This window comes from Dyadobacter subterraneus (assembly GCF_015221875.1).
Classification (GTDB): Bacteria; Bacteroidota; Bacteroidia; order Cytophagales; family Spirosomataceae; genus Dyadobacter; species Dyadobacter subterraneus.
Genome location: NZ_JACYGY010000002.1, coordinates 1,383,799 through 1,404,075 on the forward strand (window position 1 = coordinate 1,383,799; position 20,277 = coordinate 1,404,075).

General features: G+C 39.9%; 17 protein-coding genes. 4 read left to right on the forward strand and 13 right to left on the reverse strand.

The features are described from left to right. The 3 genes from IEE83_RS31355 to IEE83_RS31365 form a co-directional block, all read right to left on the reverse strand. Positions 1-1,479, reverse strand: a complete 1,479-nt coding sequence (locus IEE83_RS31355) for a cobyric acid synthase (protein ID WP_228102154.1) — start codon at positions 1,477-1,479, stop codon at positions 1-3. A gap of 126 nt (positions 1,480-1,605) precedes the next feature. Beyond that, positions 1,606-3,558: a magnesium chelatase subunit D family protein gene (locus IEE83_RS31360; RefSeq protein ID WP_194124644.1), complete on the reverse strand. Its 1,953-nt coding sequence runs from the start codon at positions 3,556-3,558 to the stop codon at positions 1,606-1,608. A gap of 161 nt (positions 3,559-3,719) precedes the next feature. Then, positions 3,720-4,115, reverse strand: a complete 396-nt coding sequence (locus IEE83_RS31365) for a DUF5618 family protein (protein ID WP_194124645.1) — start codon at positions 4,113-4,115, stop codon at positions 3,720-3,722. A gap of 137 nt (positions 4,116-4,252) precedes the next feature. On the opposite strand from IEE83_RS31365, the gene IEE83_RS31370 reads away from it, so the two are divergent. Next, complete coding sequence (locus IEE83_RS31370; protein WP_194124646.1) at positions 4,253-5,350, forward strand: ligase-associated DNA damage response exonuclease; 1,098 nt, start codon at positions 4,253-4,255, stop codon at positions 5,348-5,350. Positions 5,351-5,380: 30 nt separating this feature from the next. Further along, on the forward strand, positions 5,381-6,979 hold the full coding sequence (locus IEE83_RS31375; protein ID WP_194124647.1) for an ATP-dependent DNA ligase: 1,599 nt from the start codon (positions 5,381-5,383) through the stop codon (positions 6,977-6,979). Between the two features lie 284 nt (positions 6,980-7,263). Here the strand turns inward: IEE83_RS31375 and IEE83_RS31380 are convergent, their stop codons facing one another. Together IEE83_RS31380 and IEE83_RS31385 are read right to left on the reverse strand one after the other, a co-directional pair. Beyond that, complete coding sequence (locus IEE83_RS31380) at positions 7,264-7,659, reverse strand: type II toxin-antitoxin system VapC family toxin (protein ID WP_194124648.1); 396 nt, start codon at positions 7,657-7,659, stop codon at positions 7,264-7,266. Beyond that, entirely contained in the window at positions 7,659-7,874 is a 216-nt protein-coding gene (locus IEE83_RS31385; protein WP_194124649.1) for an antitoxin AF2212-like protein, read from the reverse strand. The genes IEE83_RS31380 and IEE83_RS31385 overlap by 1 nt, the downstream gene beginning before the upstream one ends. Positions 7,875-8,014: 140 nt before the next feature. Between IEE83_RS31385 and IEE83_RS31390 the strand changes: the two genes are divergently transcribed. Then, the gene (locus IEE83_RS31390; RefSeq protein ID WP_194124650.1) at positions 8,015-10,477 is read left to right on the forward strand and encodes a ligase-associated DNA damage response DEXH box helicase; all 2,463 of its coding nucleotides are present in this window, start codon (positions 8,015-8,017) and stop codon (positions 10,475-10,477) included. Beyond that, entirely contained in the window at positions 10,467-11,108 is a 642-nt protein-coding gene (pdeM, locus tag IEE83_RS31395; RefSeq protein WP_194124651.1) for a ligase-associated DNA damage response endonuclease PdeM, read from the forward strand. The genes IEE83_RS31390 and pdeM overlap by 11 nt, the downstream gene beginning before the upstream one ends. A gap of 277 nt (positions 11,109-11,385) precedes the next feature. Here pdeM and IEE83_RS31400 read toward each other — a convergent pair whose 3' ends face one another. From IEE83_RS31400 to IEE83_RS31435, 8 genes are all read right to left on the reverse strand, one after another. After that, complete coding sequence (locus IEE83_RS31400) at positions 11,386-12,183, reverse strand: TIGR03915 family putative DNA repair protein (protein ID WP_194124652.1); 798 nt, start codon at positions 12,181-12,183, stop codon at positions 11,386-11,388. Next, positions 12,152-13,411, reverse strand: coding sequence for a putative DNA modification/repair radical SAM protein (locus IEE83_RS31405; RefSeq protein WP_194124653.1), 1,260 nt, complete (start codon positions 13,409-13,411; stop codon positions 12,152-12,154). The genes IEE83_RS31400 and IEE83_RS31405 overlap by 32 nt, the downstream gene beginning before the upstream one ends. 113 nt (positions 13,412-13,524) lie before the next feature. After that, a complete protein-coding gene (locus IEE83_RS31410) occupies positions 13,525-14,418 on the reverse strand; it encodes an alpha/beta hydrolase (protein WP_194124654.1) in 894 nt (297 codons plus the stop codon). A 139-nt stretch (positions 14,419-14,557) separates the two neighbouring features. Beyond that, positions 14,558-14,782, reverse strand: a complete 225-nt coding sequence (locus IEE83_RS31415) for a CDGSH iron-sulfur domain-containing protein (RefSeq protein ID WP_194124655.1) — start codon at positions 14,780-14,782, stop codon at positions 14,558-14,560. A 103-nt stretch (positions 14,783-14,885) separates the two neighbouring features. Further along, on the reverse strand, positions 14,886-16,856 hold the full coding sequence (locus IEE83_RS31420; RefSeq protein WP_194124656.1) for a response regulator: 1,971 nt from the start codon (positions 16,854-16,856) through the stop codon (positions 14,886-14,888). A 30-nt stretch (positions 16,857-16,886) separates the two neighbouring features. After that, positions 16,887-17,294: a response regulator gene (locus tag IEE83_RS31425; protein WP_310588627.1), complete on the reverse strand. Its 408-nt coding sequence runs from the start codon at positions 17,292-17,294 to the stop codon at positions 16,887-16,889. Between the two features lie 89 nt (positions 17,295-17,383). Further along, the gene (locus IEE83_RS31430; protein ID WP_194124658.1) at positions 17,384-19,075 is read right to left on the reverse strand and encodes a PAS domain-containing sensor histidine kinase; all 1,692 of its coding nucleotides are present in this window, start codon (positions 19,073-19,075) and stop codon (positions 17,384-17,386) included. A 14-nt stretch (positions 19,076-19,089) separates the two neighbouring features. Continuing rightward, positions 19,090-20,214: an FIST signal transduction protein gene (locus IEE83_RS31435; protein WP_194124659.1), complete on the reverse strand. Its 1,125-nt coding sequence runs from the start codon at positions 20,212-20,214 to the stop codon at positions 19,090-19,092. Positions 20,215-20,277: the final 63 nt, after the last annotated feature.

Below are 20,277 nucleotides of genomic sequence, written 5' to 3' on the forward strand. Positions count from 1 at the left end.
TTATTCCAGACTTTTATAAATCATTTCCAAATCCACATTCGCGCGAATATGATCTGCCAGCCGGTCGTATTGCAATTCTTTAAATTGATTATAGTCGAAAGTTTCAGCAATCGTTTCTGTTGAAAAACCGGATAATAAATCTTCGATCACCACCGCGTTATCCAGAATACCATGCAGATAACTGCCCCAGCAATTTTCATCTAAAAAGTAGCCATCAGGTCTTCCATTTGATAAAACAGTAACCGGAGAATTAATTTCAGAAGTCGTTTCTCCCATATGAATTTCATATCCGGTACAAACTTCCGGATTTTTCCGATAACTGAAATGTTGCTGCAAGGTCGTTTTGACGGGCTTTAAAACCGTTTTTACAGGCAGTAATCCAAGTCCTGGCATCGATTCCAAGGAACCTTCTACATGATCAGGATCTTCAATCAGGTCTCCCATCATCTGATAACCGCCACAAATCCCAATGACTTTTTTGCCGTTTTTACGTGCGTTAACAATCGCCGCCGCGACGCCATTATTCTTGATCGTCAACAAATCATCAAGCGTATTTTTACTTCCGGGTATGATGATGATATCGGCTTTTGCAATTTCTTCCGGTTGTGAAGTATAGAATAAGTGTACGCGGGGATCTTTTTCCAGTCGGTCAAAATCAGTGAAATTAGACAGCCGTTTTAATAAAATGACCGCTACATTAATTTTTCCTTCCTTCGTTGTATTAAATTTATTTTGAAGCGAAACGGAATCCTCTTCTTCGATATGGATGTCTTTGAAAAAAGGCAAAACACCAACGACGGGAACGCCGGTTAATTCTTCAAGCATTTTTTTCCCATCTTCAAAAAGTCGTGAATCACCACGAAATTTATTGACGATAATTCCTTTGATACACTGACGTTCTTCTGGTGTCAATAAAGCAATGGTACCATAAACACTTCCGAAAATTCCGCCCCTGTCAATGTCTCCAATCAGATAGGTTGCTGCTCCTGCATGAAGCGCCATTCGCAGATTTGTAATATCCCGTTTTTTAAGATTTAATTCAGAAATGCTGCCGGCTCCTTCCATCACGATTGGGGAATATCGAGCCGATAATCGATCGTAAGCCTGCGTTACAGCCATGAATAATTCTTTCCGGTCGGTGGTTTTGAAATATTCGTATGCAGACTGGTTTCCCACCGGTTTTCCATTCAAAATCACCTGAGATGACTGGTCGTTGGTTGGTTTCAATAAAACCGGATTCATGTCGGTATGACAAGGAATTCCTGCCGCTTCTGCCTGAACCGCCTGTGCGCGTCCAAGCTCTAAACCTTCCGGTGTTACGTAGCTGTTCAAAGACATATTCTGCGCTTTGAACGGCGCCGGATGATAACCATCTTGTTTGAAAATCCTGCAAAATCCTGCGCAAATCACACTTTTGCCAACATCGGAAGCGGTGCCGACAAACATGATTGATTTTGTGAGATTTCTGGTCTTTGACATTAGGTTAAGGTAAAGTTGCACGCAAAGCAAAAAAAGCGGACGCCGCGCGGATAAAACGCAAAGTACGCGAAGATTTTTGGCGGTCTTTGCGAAAACCTTATTTGCTTTGCGTGAAAAAAAAGAAAATTAGACAATTCTACCGGAAATAGTAACCGTGATATTTTCCGAAGAAAGTTCTTCAAGTGATAAACATTCTGCGCCCATCACCTTCGCCATTTCGGCGGCTCTTCCAAAACGAAGGTAATCGTTTTCAGTATCAAGCACCAAAGCTGGAATATTGGATTGGAATAATTGACCGGATAATTGCAGTGTTTGCTGCCAGGCATCACCACCTCCCGGAAGCGGAACATTGGCTTTCCCATCGCTGAGAATAACCAAAAGCGGTTTTAAATCTTTATCCGGATTTAATTTATTGATCACCTGAATGGCCAATTGCAAGGCATGCGGCAAAGGAGTTCTTCCACCTGTTGGCAAATTTTGCATGGCTTGTTCAGCTTGTTCAACGCTATAAGTGGGTTCCAAAAGTAACTGTGCTTCCACACCACGGAAGGAAATCACGCCAACCATATCTCTTCTTTGATAAGCATCCGTAAGTAAACTCAGCACACTTCCTTTCACCGCTTCCATCCGGCTGCTCGCCGCCATAGATCCCGAAGCATCCACAACAAACAGAATTAAATTTCCTGTTTTTCCTTTTCTAACCTTTTGATGCAGATCATTTCGTGTAATATGAAAATCATCCTGATCACGGATTAAGGCAGATTGTACCGTTGCTATAATTGATATATCATTTGGAGATTGATCGGGGATCGCTCTTAATTCAGGCCCTCGATTTGTATTGATTGCCTGACTTCTCCGGCCTTCCGGCATTTGGTGCGAAACAGGATTTAAATCAACTTTAAAATTTGGAGCTTCTTTTTGAGGTGCTATACCGAATACTTGTTCTTGTTTTGAAGAAGGTGATTCCGGATCATCGTTATTATTTTGATCGTCAGAAGGCAACTGCTTAGAAGATAGTAGCTCTTCTTCTTCTTCTTTTGTTGATTCAGGTTGATTTTGCTGTTGCGGCAGATTGTTTTGCTCTGGCTGTTCCTGCTGCATTAATTCATCCAGCCTGTTATCACCTTTACTATTTCCTTCAAATGGTTTTTTTCGCTGTCTGTGAATCAGTGCCAGTTCAGCAGCTTGTCGTACATCTTCGGCTGTCACGACAGTTCTTTTGTCCAGAGCGGCCAGCGTGATTGCAGTTTTATACATCACGATATCCGCCCGTAAGCTCGTCACATTCATTTCTGTGCAAAGCTGACTGATCAAAGTCAATAATCCATCAGGCAAAATAACAGACGGTAATAATTGCTGAGCCGTTTTGATCTGGTTTTGAAGATTCTTTTGAGCAGCAGCCCATTGACTGGAAAATTTTTCCGGATTGGCTTCAAAATGAATTCTTCTGCGTACAACTTCCGTTCTTTCCGCAACATCCCGCGGCGCTTCCACATCGACCATTAATCCAAAACGATCCAGAAATTGAGGACGCAGATTTCCTTCTTCCGGATTCATAGTACCGATCAAAGTAAATTTTGCAGGATGACTTTCAGACAGTCCATCGCGCTGGATTGTGTTAACGCCCATCGCTGCAGCGTCCAGTAAAACATCCACCAAATGATCAGGGAGTAAATTTACTTCATCAATGTATAAAATCCCACGGTGTGCAGTTGCTAATAAACCTGGTTGTAATCTTTTCTTTTTTTCTGATAAAATACCTTCCAGATCCAGACTTCCCAGAACTCGGTCTTCGGTTGCGCCAAGGGGAAGATTTATAAAAGGAACTGCCATTTCTTCTATATCAACAGGACATTCACCGCAAATATCCTGCAAATCATTTTCCTGAAATAATAATGGAAAGGTTTCATTTTTAGGAATTAACGGCATTATTTCAGCCAATCCTCTGGCAGCCGTACTCTTCGCCGTCCCTTTTTCTCCTCTGATCAATAAACCTCCAATGGACGGATTGATTGCACACAATATGAGTGCGCGCTTTAATTTTTCCTGTCCAACCAAGGCAGCAAAAGGATATTTCATAGAGAAGAATTATTAAAATTACTTTTCCCTTGTGGCAAGGGAGAGGCAAAATTAGGGAATTAAACGCAGAGTAATGGAGTTTTGCGCGGGGTTACGCAGAGTAAAATGAACTCCTTCAACTCTGCGTTTTAACTCCCGTACCTCTGCGTTTAAATGCGACCTCAGATATAGGCAAGCATTTTGGTTACGTTACTTAGGCCGGTTTGAATGGTATCAACAGATCTTGTACCGTGATAATATCCGATTATATGCAGTTCGTCGTAAACATTGACTAATAATCTCAACAGTTTTTTGTCATATTTTCTAACCCTGTTTGTATAGTCTTCAATGCTTTTGGGTTTAATGAATTTTACTCCTTCTTTTTGTTTCAGATATTCATCCAGAATTAGCAAGGCAGCTGAATAAGCAGTACCCGCAGCCATTTTTACATATTTAATATCAGCATATAATCCGTCCTTTTTACCTGCTTTTTCGCTCAAAATTTCTTTTGCGTTTTGCAAGTAGCGGGCAGCTTCTTCGGCTGGGGAAAGCAGGTTGTCTTGATTCTGAATGGCCATATCAATAGGAATTGAAAAGAATTTATTGATTTGACTCCAAATTTTAAAAAAGTCATTTCAAAAATAACATAATTTTCCGTCTTATCTGGTGAGCTCGTGAGGTTTAATATTGGCATGCTTTTATTGAATTTTTAATTATGGCGACACAATCACTCTTACAATTCACCGGCAAAAGCATTTACTGTTCTCAGGCAGATGCCCACATTGATCCCTGGATTCCCGTGGACCGTGCGATCATTACACATGCTCATAGTGATCACGCACGCTGGGGAAGCAAACATTATCTTGCCCATAAGGACAGTGAGGCTATTTTAAGACTTCGTTTGGGGCCGGATATTTCGTTGCAAACGGTTGAGTATGGTGAAAAATTTGTAATCAATGGTGTCGTTTTTTCTTTGCATCCAGCCGGACATATTATCGGTTCTGCACAAGTTCGCGTGGAATATAAAGGCGAAGTTTGGGTAGCCAGCGGGGATTATAAACTGGAAGATGACAACTTTTGCGTGCCTTTTGAACCGGTGAAATGTAACGTTTTTATCACAGAATCAACTTTCGGATTGCCGATTTATAAATGGCAGCCGCAACAGGAAATTTTCTCTGAAATTGACAACTGGTGGGCGCAAAATAAAGCGCAGGATAAGGCCAGTATTCTGATGGGATATTCGTTGGGGAAAATGCAGCGGATTTTGAAAGGTATTGAGCTGAAAGACAAAGTGATTTATGCGCATGGCGCTATTTATACCTTAAACGAAAGGCTGAGACAAGCCGGACATGATTTGCCGGAACTCACTTTGGTTACCAAAGAAACAGATAAAAAACTCTTTCGCGGATCGTTAGTGTTAGCGCCTCCATCAGTTGACAGCAGTACCTGGATCCGGAAATTTAATCCTTATTCTCTTGGATATTGTTCGGGCTGGATGGCATTGCGAGGCGCGAAAAATCGTCGTGCTGTTGATCAGGGATTTATATTGAGCGATCACGTGGACTGGCCTGATTTGAACACTGCGGTTATAGAATCCGGAGCTGAGAAAGTTTATGTCACGCATGGCTATACCAGTATTTTTTCACGTTGGTTGAATGAGAACGGGATTGAAGCGGGGGAGGTGACTACGATGTATGGAAATGAAGAGGAAACGGAGGATAGGGCGACGGGTGATGGACCGGAAGCAGAGGGAATTGAGAATAACAAAGATTTATCGCCAATCCCCGACGATCCGGACTTGAAACTAAGCTAATCGCTAACCGCTAAAAGCCAATCGCTAAAAATGAAACAATTCGCTGAACTTTTCATGAATCTGGACCGGACCAACAAAACCAATGCAAAGGTTGAGTTGATGAAAAACTATTTTCTGTCCGCGTCAGATGAAGATAAAATGTGGGCACTGACTTTGTTCACGGGTCGTCGGCCATCCTTTAAAGTAAATAGAACACAGGTGAAAGAATGGGCCGCTGCGGAGGCAAATATTCCAATGTGGCTTTTCCAGGAAAGTTATCAAAGCGTGGGTGATTTAGGTGAAACGATTTCGCTTATTTTACCAAGAAATGGTTCTGAGGATTCTGATAAATCTTTGTCCGAATGGTTTTATTATTTGGGACTATTACCCAAGATGACCGATGAAGAAAAACATGATCATATTCTTCAGGCTTGGTCTCAATTATCGCAGCACGAAACTTTTGTTTTCAATAAATTATTAATGGGCAGTTTCCGGATTGGTGTTTCCCAAACACTTGTAGTCAGGGCATTAGCGGAAGCAACTTCAACGGATTCAAATGTGATTGCGCATCGGGTCATGGGACAATGGGATCCTCTGGAAACGACGTTTGAAAAACTGATTTTAGATGAAGGAGAGAATGATAATGCTTCAAGACCCTATCCGTTTTTTCTGGCTTATCCAATCGAAGGTGACGTTTCGAATTTGGGAAACCCGGAAGACTGGTTTGTCGAATGGAAATGGGACGGTATTCGCTCCCAGATCATTTATCGGAATAACGAACTATTCATCTGGACAAGGGGTGAAGAGCTTTCAACAGACAAATTCCCGGAATTGCATTTTCTTAGTACTGTCCTGCCAAATGGTACAGTTCTGGATGGAGAAATTGTAAGTTATATTGATGATAAGCCGATGCCTTTCAATGTTTTACAAACACGTATTGGCCGGAAAAATCTTTCTAAAAAAGTATTGGAAGAAGCACCCGTCGCTTTCATCGCTTATGATATCATGGAAGCAAATGGAGTCGATATAAGGAATTTGAGCCAAATGCAGCGAAGAGCACAATTGGAAGAAATTCATAAAAACATGCCTGTTCAATCTGTTTTTAATCTTTCGCCACTGGTCGAATTCAAAGAATGGAGTGAATTGCATGATTTACATCCAACTTCCCGCGAAAATATTGCGGAAGGTTTTATGATCAAAAGGAAGAACAGTACCTATCAGGTCGGGCGCAAAAAAGGTGACTGGTGGAAATGGAAAATTGATCCGTTAAGTGTTGATGCCGTTTTGATTTATGCGCAAAAGGGAGCAGGTCGGAGAGCTGAACTTTTTACCGATTATACTTTTGCAGTTTGGGGTGAAGATGGGAAATTAATCCCTTTTGCCAAAGCTTACTCAGGATTAACCGACGTTGAAATTGGCCAGGTCGACTACTTTATAAAACGTAATATTCTGGAAAAGTTCGGCCCGGTAAGGACGGTTAAGCCGGAGCTGGTTTTTGAAATTGGGTTCGAAGGAATTAATGAATCAACACGACACAAATCCGGAATTGCTGTACGGTTTCCCCGGATTTTGAGATGGAGAAAGGATAAAAAGGCTGCGGAGGCGGATACTTTGGAAAATTTGAAGGGGATTTTGGAGATGTATAAGTAATTAAGTCTGCAAATCTTACATTTAATGTTAGATTTGCAGACTTCTCTTCGAGCTTTAATCGCTTTTTAATTAGAATGCGATGTTTAATATTTATGATCTTCTTTTTCATTGATATCAGCTGCTTAATAGAATCGTAATAAAGTTAGGTAATCTTCTTCTTCACGATCTTCAAATTTATTTATAAAATTGGGATACAATTATCAGCCATTTGAAAGATTCCAATATGATAATCGCCTATCAGACTTCAATTGAAGCAATTTTCTTGTGAGAAATAACTAAGGAAATCACCAAATCACATCTACAACATCTTTATATAATTTAAACTTATCATCAGCAGAAAGAATTTGAAATTTTTCTGTGAAAGCGGTTGCTAAGATCAGTCGATCGAATGGATCGCGATGATTATCAAAAAGTGGAATACGATTGTAGTTGTTTAGATATTCATCTTTAATTGGCAGCGTTATTATTCCAATTCGCTGCACTTCATTTATGTATTCTTGTATTGATTTCAATAATTCAAGCTTGCCAATATTCTTTTTGATAGTTATTTCAAAAAAAGAAATTACACTAACAAAGCAATCTGAATTTAAAGCTGAAATAATAGACTCCGCTTCGATGGAAAGACGATTATTATTATCAAGAGCCCAAAGTATTACATGCGTGTCTAGCAAATATGCCATTACATATAATCTTTTAAGTCGTCAAGGGAGTCGTTGAAATCCTCCGACATTTTGATAGTGCCTTTCATCGTTCCTAATGGACGTTTGTTTAAGGATACATCTGGCTCAACTTCCTCCATAAAAGTTATTAAGACTTTTGCTTTTTTTCTCAAAGGAGGTTTTTCTGTCAAAATTACCTTACCATTTTCATAAACACCTTCAATTGTAGTTAGCATAGCTTTTACATTTAGTCGTTAACAAATATACCTATTTCAAAGATTTAATTGATAATTTAGAAAATCAGGAATGAAATTTGATAAAAGCATAATATCCTGAAAAATTTAATTATCAATAATTTCAAAAAAGAACATTCCCTTTGACAAAATCCCGCGGACATATCGCTGTTGAGCAGTGGTTTAAATATAAAAACTGGAAATGGGCGGCTTTTCAAAAGGAGGCTTCTGAGGCGTACCTTTCGGGAAAAAGTGGTTTGGTCAATGCACCAACAGGGAGCGGGAAAACGTATTCTCTGTGGATTCCTTTTTTGATACGATACATTAATTCTTTGCCTAAAAATCCTGCTAAAAGAAGTAAAGGTTTGCAGATTTTGTGGGTTACACCTCTCCGCGCTTTGTCAAAAGACCTTTTCCGAAATATGGAAATTGCCGCGCTGGAAATGAACCTGACATTGCGGATTGGTGTGCGTTCCGGCGATACCAGCACCAAGGAGCGAGCAAGTCAAAAGAAACAAATGCCGGAAGCTTTGCTGATTACACCGGAAAGTTTACATCTTTTATTTGCACAAAAAGGCAGCTCCGAAACTTTTAAAAACCTTCATACAATCGTTGTCGATGAATGGCATGAATTGATGGGAAGCAAGCGTGGAACGCAAACCGAATTGGCAATCGCCAGATTACGAACCATAAATCCGGATCTTCAAACCTGGGGGATTTCGGCGACAATCGGAAATCTGGAAGAAGCCAAACAAGTTTTGGTCGGCATGGATTCGGCGGAGGAAGATACGGTGATCGTCAAAGCAAAAACACAAAAGAAAATTCTTGTTGAAAGTATTCTTCCCGAAAAAGTAGAAACGCTGCCCTGGGCGGGATATATGGGTACAAGGCTGATTGACTATGTAGTTGATATTGTCCGCAAAAGCAAAACAACCCTGCTTTTTACAAATACACGGTCGCAGACGGAAATCTGGTATCGGATTATCATTGAAAAATATCCTGAATTCGCCGGAATAATGGCGCTTCATCACGCTTCACTGGACAGGGAAATCCGTGATTGGGTGGAAGAATCCTTACATGAAGAAAAACTGAAACTGGTCATCTGCACGGCGAGTTTGGATCTTGGCGTAGATTTTCGGCCGGTAGATACGGTGATTCAGGTCGGCAGTCCGAAAAGTATCGCCAGATTTATCCAGCGTGCCGGTCGAAGTGGGCATCAGCCGGGTGTGGCTAGTAAAATATATTTTTGCCCGACCAATGCTTTGGAATTAATCGAAGCCGTGTCTTTGAGGGATGGTGTTGAAAAACAAATCATTGAGGATCGTCCGCCCGTTATTCATGCTTTTGATGTTCTTGCACAATGGATGATTACGCTTGCTGTTGGTGAAGGTTTTGACGAAAAACAATTGTTTGATGAGGTCAGAAATTGTTACGGTTATCAATTTATAAACCGGGAAGAGTGGGAGTGGCTTTTGGGTTATATTACAACAGGAAGTCCCTCAATGACAGTTTATGATGAATATAAAAAAGTTGAAAGAATTGACGGTATATATAAAGTAACGAGCCGTCGGATCGCACACCGGCATATGCTGAGCATGGGAACCATCGTTTCCGAAACCTCGCTGAAAGTTAAGTTTCAGCATGGACGCTATTTGGGTTCCGTTGAAGAATCTTTTGTGTCGAGAATGAAAACGGGTGATGTGTTCGTTTTCGCCGGCATGAGTGTGGAATTTGTCAGGATTCATGAGATGACGGTCACGGTTAAAAAGGCTGAGGGTAAAAGAGGATTTTTGGTGCGTTGGGCGGGAGGGAGAATGCCATTGTCTTCCCAATTATCAGCATTTATCCGCGACCGATTATCCGATGCGATTGAAAATCCGCATAAGGAAAAAGAATTATCCAAACTAAAACCGCTTCTGGAATTGCAACGAGAGCGGTCGATGATTCCCAATACCGGTGAACTTTTAATCGAACAATGTGAAACCCGGGAAGGGCATCATATTTTCATTTTTCCATTTGAAGGGCGATTGGTTCACGAAGGTATGGCGATCATTCTGGCTTACCGGATCAGCAAATTATCTCCTATCACTTTCTCGCTTGCTATGAATGATTACGGTTTCGAGCTGCTTAGCGATCAATACGTTGATATGGAAAAAATTGTGAAAGAAATCGATTTGTTTTCCACAGCTCATTTGGTGGATGATATATACCAAAGTGTGAACGCGACGGAAATGGCGAAACGAAAATTCAGAGAAATTGCCGCGATTGCCGGATTAATGTTTCAGGGTTATCCCGGAAAGTTTATGAAAACCAAGCAGGTTCAGGCTTCCAGTTCGCTTTTGTTTACGGTTATGACGAAATACGAAAACAACAATTTACTTGTCAATCAGGCATATCAGGAAGTTTTAACTTATCAATTGGAAGAGGTCAGAATGCGAAAGGCACTGGACCGGATTGAAACACAAAAAATAATTGTCAAAAGAACGAGAAAGCCAACGCCTTTTTCGTTTCCTATTATGGTAGACCGGCTGAGGGAACAATTGACCTCGGAAAAGCTGGAAGACCGGATACAAAAAATGCTCAAACAGTATAGTGATGCAGATTGAAATACGGAATAACCACTTTGATTTATTAACACAAAAGGCGATTTTTTGGCAGGAAAAACAAACACTTCTCATCGGTGATCTGCATTTAGGAAAAATTACACATTTCAGAAAAGAAGGAATCGCAATTCCTCAAATTGCCGCCGGCAACAACTTCGAAAGACTGGATCAGTTACTGGAAAATACAAATTGCTCGCGTATCATTTTTCTTGGAGATCTTTTTCATAACAAATACAATTCAGAATGGGAAACCTTTTCGGAATGGCGAAAGAAATATCATTTTGTTGAAATGATTATTGTGATCGGGAATCATGATGTTTTACCGATCACTTTGTTTCTGGAAAATAATATTGAAGTGTATAAAAATGATTTTGAAGAAGAAAATTTCATTTTTACACACCATCCGAAAGTGGAGCTGAACCCAACCAAATTTGTCTTCGCCGGGCACATTCATCCGGTATTCACGTCCTATGGAAAAGGGCGGCAAAGTTTTCGATTGCCGTGTTTTGTAGTGGATAAATATCAGGCAATTTTGCCAAGTTTTGGCGTTTTTACGGGAGGTTTTGGAGTGGATTTGGTTGTAGGAAGGAAGATATATATGTTGACGGAAGAGCGGGTTTTTGCGGTTGGGTGATGAATTAATTTATGAAGTAATTATGTCACCCGTTCCGGGTTTTAGCCTAACCATCATTTCTCTGTTTCTACAATAATGTTATCCCTTCGGGATTTGATATCTAGGTTGATCAAACCTATTTCAATTTAATATCATCCTTTGGAATTTTAATTCGGAAAACAAACCCGAAGGGTTGAAATTATTATAGAAGAATACAATGTAGCGACCAGCCAAACCCTGAAAGGGTGACATATTTGTTATTAACTATTTTATCCAATCCAATTTTATTACTGAACAACTACTTTTTCTCAATCAAATGCTTCCAATACCGTTTCGGAACATGCTGAACATGCAACTTGATATTCCGTCTTGATGGAATATTAACGTTTTTGAAATAATTCTGCCACAGTTCCTGATATAAGGTTTCAGAATCATGAAAAACATCTTTCACCGATGTTTTCGCTCCCGCATCATTGGAAAAATCTAATGTGATTTCTTCCACTTTATCCTGGTCATAATAAATTCCGTACTTTCGTTTAATATCATAAATCAACCAATTCTGATCGGCGTAACGCTCAGCAAAATGTTCGTTTAATAGAGGAATTACGTTAAAATCCGGCTCAATTCCTGCATAATACAAATCATCAGCCGTGCGCTGAAATCTGACAAAAGCTTCCATTCTGTGTTTCTCCCGATATACCATTTTTGAAGTTTGATTTACTTTCAAAACATCAGGATTGCCATAGGCCAGATGCGGCGAATCAAAACCGGAAAAATAAAACTTGATACAGGAAAATATAGTTATTTCAATGCCGGCAATCTCAGATAAATAACAGCGATAAAGTTGTATGCAATTTTCTTTCGGGACTTTCTTTTTCAGTCCAAGCCAAACTCTTTTTGCTTTTTCTTCATCCGTTACCACAATTACTTTTTCTGCAAAAAAGTCTGTCTGGCTTTCGCGGTCAATAACTGAAAAACCGGTAACATTCCATTTTTTTGAATAGGCATCGAAAACCGCAGTCAATAAGCCATACCAGGTTCCATCGTATGAAACGCTGACGGGCTTATCCGAAAAGATTGTATTGCTGACCTCCATTGGTAAGGAATTTACTCCGGGATTCGTTGAGGATAAATTGCCGGATTTTGGCTTCCGTATAATCCTTCCGATCGGTTATCGGACTGTTGCAGGTTATAAAATATTTCGCTCTGTTAATCGCTATTCCGATTTTTTTAAGATGATCCCATCCCAATTTATTGAACCGGCGCGCTCCAACAATTTTTTGTGCCGATTGGACGCCAATTCCTGGTACCCGAAGAATTAATTGCAAGTCGGCAGTATTAACATCAACCGGGAAAAAAGCCATGTTTCTGAGCGCCCAGCTAAGTTTTGGATCGATTTCGGGGTCAAGATTTGGAAACTGATCATTCAGTAATTCCTGCACATGAAATCCGTAAAACCGCATAAGCCAATCCGTTTGATATAACCGATTTTCTCTCAAAACCGGAACAGCACTTCCTAAACCAGGCAATCGGTTATCGTTACTGATTGGTACATAACCTGAGTAATAAACCCGTTTCAAATTAAATCCTTTATAGAATTTATTCGCCGTGTGCATGATGTCTTTATCGGATTCACCACTGGCGCCAATGATCATTTGTGTGCTTTGTCCGGCGGGTGCAAAAAGCGGCGCAGACTTAAATATTTTCGATTCTTCCTTCGTCCGGATGATCTCCTTTTTCAAATAAGTCATCGGCTCGATCATATCTTTGATATTCTTATCCGGAGCCAAAAGTTTCAAACCACTTTCTGTCGGAATTTCAATATTTACGCTGAGACGATCTGCCCACAAACCCGCTTCATGCATAAGTTCATCACTTGCGCCGGGAATTGTTTTGAGATGGATATATCCGTTGAATTTATTTTCTGTCCGAAGTTTTTTGGCAACAGAAACCAGCCTTTCCATTGTGTAATCGGCATTTTTAAAAATACCCGAACTCAGGAAAAGTCCTTCAATATAATTTCTGCGGTAAAAATTCATGGTCAGATCGACCACTTCCTGAACCGTGAATGCGGCTCTTTTAATGTCATTGCTTTTTCTTGTAACGCAGTAAGCGCAGTCAAAAATACAATGATTAGTAAGCAGGATTTTTAGAAGTGAAACGCAGCGTCCATCTTCCGTGTAGGTATGACAAATTCCGCTTCCCGTCGCCTCACCTAATCCTTTGTTGTGATTGGTGCGCTTGCTGCCACTGGATGAACATGATACGTCGTACTTGGCCGCATCAGCAAGAATTTCAAGCTTCTCATGAAGTCTTTCCGACATATCTATGTTCTAACGTTTGTTGATGATACTATTAGTATCACAAATATAGTAAAAATTTGATACTGAAACGAACTTGTGCCAAAAATTATTTATGTGCCTAAGAAAATTGAAAATCAATTTTTGACAATACTTCCCTTGTTATCAACACTTTCCATGAAACGATGAATTTGATTATAGCGTTTATTCCAGGGATTGAAAAACTGCGTAATCATTGGAACATGTTTCTTGCTTTTTAAGATTTCATAAGGTGTTTCAGGTGCAAATTCCTGCATTGCTTTTATAAATTTTTCATTACTCAAAACAATAGAAGGATAAGTTTTTCCACCTCTGAAAATTGTCATAGGTGGCATTCCTTTATGTAGGTGATAAAGTGGCGACGCATCTTTCCAGGTCTTTTGATCGGCAGTAAATGTTTTGTAATAAGTATGATCTTTCGGGAATTTTTCATCTAACAAATAACCATACATATCCAAACCGGCTGCATCAATCAGAATCAGTCCTTTGATAGGATTTGTCATACCTAACTTTTGAAAATATTGATCATCAATTGATATGAGTGCTGCCAAATGGCCGCCAGCCGAATGCCCTGAAATGAAGATTCTGTCAGGATTTCCACCATAATTCTGAATATTTTCCTTGACCCATTTTACAGACTTTGCCGAATACTCTGCCATTTCTTTGTAGGTCGCAGTCGGGCTTAATGGGTAATCAATGATCACATAAACGATATCGCGTTTTGTCCAGTTGCGTCCGATCAGATTGTATTGAGATTTTCTTCCTGAATTCCAGTTTCCACCATGAATAAAGATTAAAACATCTTTAGGAGATTTAGGTTTTTTTGGTTCAAAAATACTGAGCTGCTGATCAGGAATTGCTCCCATACCTTTTGCATAAATGATATCTTTATGAGCTTTGTTTCCAAGAAAAGTACAGCCGGAAAGTGTTAGCAAAAATGCTCCGAATAAAATAAGAATAATGATAATGCTGACACGTGTTTGAGAATTCACAGATCGTTTAGTTAGGTTTTAATATATATGACATACGTCAAACAGGTGACCTCCGATTGAATTGTATCAAAACACATACCAACAAAAAATCCACTGGCTTTTGAAAACCAGTGGATTTTAGAATAGAATTTTTTCGATCCTAAACTTTTTTAGGAGGCAAATCAAATGCAACCGCATTATGCTCAAAATGTCCTTTGTGAGAACCGTCGCAGAATGGTTTGTTGGCAGAAAGTCCGCAGCGACATATCGAAACGACAGTTCTTCCTTCCAATCCGTACACGTTTCCCTGCGCATCTACGATCTCAAATTCTCCGTCTACTTTCAGAGATCCGTTATTATTAACGGTAAGCTTTACTTTTGTCATGGTGAATAATTTTGCCCAAAGGTAGCAATCCCACCGGATGGTGAAGTAGCAATGAGCTAATTTAGCATCAGTACAAATCTAAGTTGTGTCGTGGAAGACCGTTTTACAAATTCAGATGTTTTCCGATGACGGATGTTAATTCGTCAATCCGGAATGGCTTTGTAATGAAATCCTGAAATTTACAATCCATGATTTCAAGCGAAGTCTGCGCAAAAGTATCAGCAGTAAATGCCAGAACCGGAACTTTGTCAAGATGGGGAAAAGAATTTCGAATGGCTTTCATAGCGGTAATGCCATCCATCACTGGCATTTGTAAGTCCATGAGTATCAGATCGAAATTACGCAGTTTCAAAGTGTCAAGAACTTCTTTACCATTATCACAAATCACAAAATCAGCTTCCCATCTTTTAAGTAAATGTTTAAGTAAAAGCTGATTGGCAAGAATATCTTCTGCAACAATTACGCTATAACCTTTAAGAGAAAAAGGAATATTTGCGTTTAAATTATCTCTGGCAGGAACAGAATTTCCTTTTTTGAAGGTCAGCGAAACGCAAAAAGAACTTCCTGCACCAAGCTCACTTTCTGCTGTAATTTCTCCCTGCATCAGTTCTGTAATTTTTCGCGTAATGCTTAAACCAAGTCCGGTTCCACCAAAGAATTTGGTTGCATTATTGTTGTGAGCCTGCGAAAAACTTTCGAAAATCAGGCTCAGTTTATCATCAGATATACCAATCCCGGAATCTTTAACCTGGATTTTTAAATCCACTTTATTAGCATATTCCTTTTCAACGAGGATAGAGACTTTCACAAAACCTTCGGAAGTGAATTTCAGTGCATTACCAATAAGATTGACCAAAATCTGGTTCAAACGGTATGCATCGCCGACCAGTATCGACGGCATTTTGTCGTCAATTTCAAATGAAAGCCTGATTCCTTTTTCTTTTGCTTTAAATTCGAAAGTCCGGTATAAATGACCGGTTTTTTCCCGGAGGTCAAACTCAAAATCTTCAAGACTGAATTTTCCGGCTTCAATTTTGGATAAATCTAAAATGTCATTCAGTATAACCATCAGATTGTCAGCTGAATATTTGATGGTATTTAAATATTGAAGATCCTCTTCCGGGAAATTGCTTGTCAGCAACAAATCCGTAAATCCAATGATCGCGTTCATAGGCGTACGGATTTCATGACTCATGGTAGACAAGAAATCAGACTTGATTCGGGCGGCTTCTTCTGCATCTTTTTTTGCCTTTATCAATTCCTGTTCAACCAGTTTTCTGCTTGTTATATCAATGGCGGTTCCCAAAACTTCCAGTACTTCACCTGCGTCATTTCGCTTGAAAGGCACTTCCCGGGTAATGATCCAGACATCAGACCCGTTTTTATGTTTAAGACGGAACTCCTTTTCAATTACTTCCCCGTCTTTTAAATTATGCCTGATATAACTGTAATGTTTCCGGAATGTCAGCACATCCTGATTATCGATCAGTTTTGAAAAAGCAAAGACATTTTCAGGAAGTGGCTCGTCTGCCTTATAACCAAGGATTTCACTGATCTGTTGATTATGGAAAATGTTTGTCCACTTTTCAATATCAATGACATAAATGATATTGGGTGAAAGCTGTGCTACCTTTTGGATAAATTCCTCCTTTTCCGCCAGTTCCTTCTGCGCAATTTCACGTTCCTTTTCTACCTCGAACATCTGGCTCATGGTATGAAAAGTCTTTGTCAGCTTTTCTGCGTTTATTTCTGCTTTTGGAAAATATTCCATAGCTCCCGCTTTCATCATTTCTACTGCAATTCGTTCATCACCCTGAGAAGTTAAAACGATCACGGGAAGCTTTGGAGCAATCTTTTTTATTTTTTTAAGCAGTTCCAGACCGTTGGTTTTGGGAAGCTGATAATCAATAAAAATGCAGGTAGGCGTCCAGTTTTCCAGGGTCATAATGGCCTCTTCGGCATATTTACATATCCGCATTTCCTGAATTTCAGCATTACATTTCCGGATGGCACGTTTAAATTCCATCGCGTCAATATCATCATCTTCTACCAACAGCAGATTCAAGGGGGTCATAACATTTTAAAAGGAGGTGGGCTTGCAGGCTTATTCAGGGTACTCGCAAAGGGTCCAGTAGCTTTTCAAAGTAGACACAGCCGCAATGAAGCGATCCATAGACAAAGGTTTCAGGATATAACCGGCTACGTTGAGATTAAAGGCGTCAATTTTATCACCATCTTCATTGGAAGTGGTCATGACAAAAACGGATAAAGAACTTAGTTCTGGATCCTGTCTGATTTCTTTTAAGAATTCAATTCCTCCCATTCTCGGCATGTTAAGATCCAGAAGAACGATTCTTGGTTTTGGCGCATCTGCTTCCGTGGACCGAAGAAGTTCAAGGGCCTCAATGCCGTTATGGGCAATCACGAGTGGATTTGAGATGTTATTTTTTTTAAATGCTCGCTTCACATTCATGATATCTACTTCGTCATCTTCAACTAGTAAGATTGTCATGGGGATTGGATTTGAAATGGACATTTTGTAAAGATTGTTATAATTAATGACTTTTATTACTAATAAGTAGAGGATTATTCAAATTGATTCTATATTTTTTCAACCTCGGCTATTTCATTAACCGGCCAGGTGAAAAAGAACGTAGTCGATTCCTTCATAACAGATTCGATACGGATTTTTGCTCCTTTTTCATCCATGATTTTTTTCACAATGGCAAGGCCTACGCCGGTACTTTCAACTTCGTCCCTGGATTGCAAAGTTTGGAAAATGACAAATATCTTTTCATGAAACTCCGGACTGATTCCTGGTCCATTATCTCTTACAAAAAATTCAAGACCTCCATCTCCATCTTTCCAGCCAATTGTGATTTTGATTTCCTCTTTATCGTTGTACTTAATCCCGTTGGAAATCAGGTTTTGCATAATTTGTCCCAGCGTGATTTTTTCGGAAAGCAATTCCCTTTTCGAGTCACCCTCAAAAATAAATTCGATCGGCTTTTTTGAACTGAAAGTATCACAAAGATCATCAAGCAATGATTTAACCAGAAATCTTTCTTTGGTTGTTTTGATACGTCCGGCTCTGGAATAGGATAAAATTCCGTTAATCAGACTTTCCATCCTGTGGACTCGTCCGCGTAAAAGTTTGAACTGATCTTTTGTGTCGCCATCAAGATGGTCTTCAATATCTTCCTCAATCCATTCGGATAAATTATTTATCGCACGTAAGGGTGCCTTTAAATCATGACTAACCACGTAAGCAAACTGGTCAAGTTCAGCGTTGATCCTTTCCAGGTCACGCATGTAAGATTTTAGTCTATTCTCAGCTTCAACCCGTTCGGTGATATCCCGTATAAATGCCAGAACATAACCCTGTCCATTGGTTTCGTAATATTTTACACTTGATTCTACGGGATAAGTACTGCCATCTGTCTTTCTGTGGACCCCGGTAATGATCATCTTGGAAGTACTTTTCAAATTATTTACGTACTCCTCCCATTTCTCATTTTCCTCAAATATTTTTTCAACACTGCTAATGTGCGATCCGATTATTTCCTCCTGTTTTTTGCCTAGACGCCGGGCTGCTTCGTGATTTATGAAAAGCAGTTTTCCGGTATCATCCGAAACCTGAACAGCCTCACTGGATTCGTTAAACCACTCAACCATACGGTTAATCTGTTCTTCCTGGGCTTTTCTGGAAGTGATATCACTCACCGTCCCGATAAATCCGATTACTTCTTCATCAGAAGATAATTGTGCAGAAATAGAAATTTCCAGCCATTTTTCGGTTTTGTCGGCTGTTGTTAATTTGAAAGTATCCTGAACCGAATTGATTTTCCCTGTAAAAAGTGATTCTAACCTGGTTTTTGAATCGTTATTTATTTGAAATTCAGCCCAGTTTTTGTTCAGACTGTCCGTTACTTTAAATCCTGTTACCGTTTCCCAGGCGTTGTTGAGATATATGATATTGCCTTCTTTGTTAAGCTGAATAAGCACTTCGGAAATACTGTTGGCCACCTCTTCAAGCCTTCTGTTTGTTGAAGCGGCTTCTTCCGTTTTCTGAGCGGCAATATTAATCAGCTCTTTGTTGGCCTTAAATAATTCAGTAGAACTTTGTTCCAATATATGTTCCACACGGGCAATATCATCCTGAAATTCAAGATAAGCCTGATTGACGGAATTAAGAAAATCTTGAAATTCAGGATTTTCAGCCAGTTCAGGGGATAAAGATTTCCTGATCTGGCGTTTTAAAAGACGGTGATAAGTAATTTCCGTTGTTTCCAATATGCGTTAAGTTTTTAAGATTCCCGGAAGGTGGTAATGGTCATAGTTTGATTGTGAAGTTCACATTGAACATTCTGGTTAAATGGCGCAATCTCACCATAGGAATAAAATCCTGTCATGAACGGCTGATCCAAAACTTCTGAAACGGACTCAACTTCCTCTTCAACAATTTGTTTTAATACCAGTTTTCTGCCAACGCAACTTACCAGCAATGCAAATTCCGGAGATTTTTTATCGCCATTTTTAGCAGCCACAGCAGCCTCTTCCGCACCATTGATCAATCTGTCGGTATTAGCCTTCATCAGCCTTACAAAACTTCCCTGTGGAATATCACCCGCGAAAGTCAGACTTTTATCTTCTTCGCTGATCCCGAGGATTGTCCTTACCACAGGCGCCCGGTCTTCGCTGTCGCGCATACTTAGCGGGAACAAAAGTCCGGATGACGGAAGATCTTTTGCCCTGTCGCCCAAAAATGATTTATATAGATCCAAAGCCGGCTGACCGTCAATTTCATACAATACGTTTTCTTTCGATTTTGTGACTAGTCTGTCCAAGCCAAAACTATCCCAGCCACCACGTGATCCGAAACCGATTTGAAGGGAATCTCCATAAAAACCGATAGCGGCAATACTTTCCGTAGCCACGGTTCCGTCAGGTTCAACAATGACAGTTTTAGAAAAATGAGGTCCGTCACCTGCAAGTCCGCCCGTTAAGGTGACATTTGCCGGTAATTCATCGGCAATACCTTTTACAAGATCAGTTCCGTTCACTTTTAGTCCGTCGGAAACGACAAAAACGTGTTTTAATCCTTCCTGCGGAAATTGTGAAACCAGCTTTTTACCAATTTCAAAACTGTTATAAGCCGAATCTTTCAGCCCGACTTTCGCTGATTTGATTTTTACATCCTCAAATTCAATGGCGGTGAAAATGATAGTGCCGTCATGAACAGATTCGCTGATAATTTCGCCTGCGGTTGAGCAGCCTGTTAAAATTGCGTCGGGATAGCTTTTAGCCAGCTCCTGCGTCAAAGTCTGACTTTCAAGAAGTTCTCTATGTCCAAAAGCGAAAATTAATTGCGGATTTATTGTAAAAGGTTTGGCGGAGGCTGCGCCAGAATAGACGAACTGTTCAATTTTCATAGTTGAGATAGGCTTTTGAAAAGCTGTTTGAGGTTACAAGATAATGAAAGTTTCTGAGCAGTT

Excerpts from the sequence above, each read along its gene's own strand:
- IEE83_RS31400 (WP_194124652.1), bottom strand. The coding sequence starts at position 12,183 with ATGGAGGTCAGCAATACAATCTTTTCGGATAAGCCCGTCAGCGTTTCA.
- IEE83_RS31385 (WP_194124649.1), bottom strand. The coding sequence starts at position 7,874 with ATGCTAACTACAATTGAAGGTGTTTATGAAAATGGTAAGGTAATTTTG.
- IEE83_RS31370 (WP_194124646.1), top strand. The coding sequence starts at position 4,253 with ATGGCGACACAATCACTCTTACAATTCACCGGCAAAAGCATTTACTGT.
- pdeM (WP_194124651.1), top strand. The coding sequence starts at position 10,467 with ATGCAGATTGAAATACGGAATAACCACTTTGATTTATTAACACAAAAG.
- IEE83_RS31405 (WP_194124653.1), bottom strand. The coding sequence starts at position 13,411 with ATGTCGGAAAGACTTCATGAGAAGCTTGAAATTCTTGCTGATGCGGCC.
- IEE83_RS31420 (WP_194124656.1), bottom strand. The coding sequence starts at position 16,856 with ATGACCCCCTTGAATCTGCTGTTGGTAGAAGATGATGATATTGACGCG.
- IEE83_RS31435 (WP_194124659.1), bottom strand. The coding sequence starts at position 20,214 with ATGAAAATTGAACAGTTCGTCTATTCTGGCGCAGCCTCCGCCAAACCT.
- IEE83_RS31425 (WP_310588627.1), bottom strand. The coding sequence starts at position 17,294 with ATGACAATCTTACTAGTTGAAGATGACGAAGTAGATATCATGAATGTG.
- IEE83_RS31355 (WP_228102154.1), bottom strand. The coding sequence starts at position 1,479 with ATGTCAAAGACCAGAAATCTCACAAAATCAATCATGTTTGTCGGCACC.
- IEE83_RS31380 (WP_194124648.1), bottom strand. The coding sequence starts at position 7,659 with ATGGCATATTTGCTAGACACGCATGTAATACTTTGGGCTCTTGATAAT.
- IEE83_RS31375 (WP_194124647.1), top strand. The coding sequence starts at position 5,381 with ATGAAACAATTCGCTGAACTTTTCATGAATCTGGACCGGACCAACAAA.
- IEE83_RS31365 (WP_194124645.1), bottom strand. The coding sequence starts at position 4,115 with ATGGCCATTCAGAATCAAGACAACCTGCTTTCCCCAGCCGAAGAAGCT.
- IEE83_RS31360 (WP_194124644.1), bottom strand. The coding sequence starts at position 3,558 with ATGAAATATCCTTTTGCTGCCTTGGTTGGACAGGAAAAATTAAAGCGC.
- IEE83_RS31415 (WP_194124655.1), bottom strand. The coding sequence starts at position 14,782 with ATGACAAAAGTAAAGCTTACCGTTAATAATAACGGATCTCTGAAAGTA.